This window comes from Endozoicomonas ascidiicola (assembly GCF_001646945.1).
Classification (GTDB): Bacteria; Pseudomonadota; Gammaproteobacteria; order Pseudomonadales; family Endozoicomonadaceae; genus Endozoicomonas; species Endozoicomonas ascidiicola.
Genome location: NZ_LUTV01000003.1, coordinates 695,797 through 698,136 on the forward strand (window position 1 = coordinate 695,797; position 2,340 = coordinate 698,136).

Below are 2,340 nucleotides of genomic sequence, written 5' to 3' on the forward strand. Positions count from 1 at the left end.
CGAGATTTAACCACACAGCGTTTACGTCGAGGGGTATTCAAAAGTGTTCCAGAGCTTGTGGAGGCAATAGAGGAATATATCGAAAAACATAACGAGAAGCCCAAGCCGTTTATATGGACAGCCAAGGCTAATGACATACTGGAGAAGGTAGTTCGAGCTAATTGCCGCTTAAGCAGCAAAAAGAACGGCGCACTACACTAGTTTTATAAATTTTATTATTGCCCGCCATAGGCGTTAATGCAGAATGTAATCAAGCAGGTGAAAAAGAGTCTCAGTCAATGTCGTTTGGCTCTTGGTTGTGTCAATGTATTTTAAATGTTGGTTGTTGTCTGTTTTCCGATTCCAGTGGTGAATATCCAACGCAGGATATGTTGTCTCAGAGAAGTGTCACGATGAACAATAAGCCTGAATGTCGAATATCAGCTGTCAGTGGTCAGACCAGCGAACACGAAAGAGTAGCAGCGAATAACAAGTCAAATTATTATTTCAATGACGGCTTTGGCGAGTGTTATGAGAATATTTGAATGTTCATTTAATCAGCTATTTAGCCTTACTGCTTGTTCGATCAAACTGCCTGTACTGAACGGCTTCTGATAAATGAGCAGTTTGAACCGTGTTACTGCCCTCCAAATCGGCAATCGTTCTGGATACTCGCAAAACACGATGCAGCCCGCGCATGGAAATATGAAATTTTTCCGATACGGCGGAAATAAATTTTTTCTCTTTGTCACCGAGAGCGCAGGCATCGAATAACGCCTTTGCTGACAGCTGACTATTGATTTTTCCCTGGCGTATCAGCTGTTGGTTGCGTAGATCAACCACGCGGCTTCGAAAACCATCTGAACATTGGGGCGATTTATCAGTCATGGAAGACGAGTGTTCCATTACACTCTGAATACTTTGAGAGGGCACTTCTACCTGAAGATCAATCCGGTCCAGCAACGGGCCAGACAGTTTGTTTCGATAACGCCGAACTTGATCCGGTGAACAATGACAACGCCTTTGAGAATCACCCAGATAACCACAGGGGCAGGGATTCATAGCGGCCATGAGCTGAAACCGGGAAGGGAAGCGTTCCTGCCCTTTTGATCGAGTAATGACCACTTCGCCGTTTTCTAGTGGCTCTCTGAGAATCTCCAGAGCTTGCCGAGAAAACTCCGGCATTTCATCCAGAAACAATACGCCGTGATGAGCATAGGAGATTTCTCCTGGTTTCGGAATACTGCCGCCTCCAACTAAAGAGACCGATGATGATGAATGGTGTGGCGTTCTGAACGGCCGTTGACCAAGGTTTTCCGGTGAACAGGTGGTTAAGGAATGAATCGTTGCCACTTCCAGAGACTCTTCTTCGGTCAGCGGCGGTAATAAACCGGGTAGCCGGCTGGCCAACATACTTTTACCACTGCCTGGCGGACCAAAAAGCAGCAGGTGGTGTCCGCCGGTCGCGGCAATCAACAATGCTCTTTTTGCCTGCTCCTGACCTTGGACATCAGAAATATCCGGATATCGATGATGTTGAAAATCAGCAGTAGGGTTTGTGGGTTCAATATTGATTTTTTGCTGCAGGTAAGCACACACTTCGTTTAAATGGCTTGCGGCAATCACTGTGGTTTCACTGACCATGGCGGCAACTTCTGCATTATCTTTGGGAAGTAATAATGCGCTCCGGGATTCTTGGCAGGCCAGTGATGCGGGTAAAGCAGCACGAACCGGTCGTAACTCGCCAGACAGCGCCAGCTCCCCAAGAAACTCTCGATCTTTCGTAACGTCAGCAGGCAATTGACCTGAAGCGATTAAAATGCCCAAAGCAATGGGCAGATCGAAGCGGCCACCTTCTTTGGGTAAATCGGCAGGGGCGAGGTTGACGGTGATTCTGCCATCAGGGAAATCATAGCCACTGTTTATCAGTGCACTTCGCACCCGGTCTTTGCTTTCTCGCACCCCCGCTTCCGGCAGCCCGACAATATTCAGCCCAGGTAAACCTTGAGAGAGGTGAACTTCGACGATAACCAAAGGCGCACGAACTCCTTGGTTAGCACGAGTGTGCACTTGAGCCAATTGAGAAGACATTTTTTATTCTTGACCGATTGAACAACACAAACGATCAAAGATAGCAGGTATGGGAAAAGTTGCTTGTGTAAGTCTCTTCCAATATGAAATGAGCCTGAACGGAGCCCTTGTTTCCAAAATGAAATGAGCCTGTGATTTCTGATCTTTCGTCCAAAATTACTGGATGAAAATCATAATGGACACACGGCTCATCAAATCGCTCCAGCAGGTGGAGGAGCTGCTTCAGGCTACACCGCAGATACAGCCTGGTTGGAAGTCAAAAGACGAGTG

The 2,340-nt window shown here is 47.1% G+C and carries 1 protein-coding gene and 1 pseudogene; one reads left to right on the forward strand and one right to left on the reverse strand.

Translation table 11 applies throughout. The features are described from left to right. A pseudogene (locus AKL11_RS25910) lies at positions 1–201 on the forward strand (hypothetical protein); the annotation flags it as partial. Between the two features lie 339 nt (positions 202–540). On the opposite strand, the gene AKL11_RS10475 reads toward AKL11_RS25910, so the two are convergent. Then, positions 541–2,070: a YifB family Mg chelatase-like AAA ATPase gene (locus tag AKL11_RS10475; RefSeq protein WP_067517098.1), complete on the reverse strand. Its 1,530-nt coding sequence runs from the start codon at positions 2,068–2,070 to the stop codon at positions 541–543. Positions 2,071–2,340: the final 270 nt, after the last annotated feature.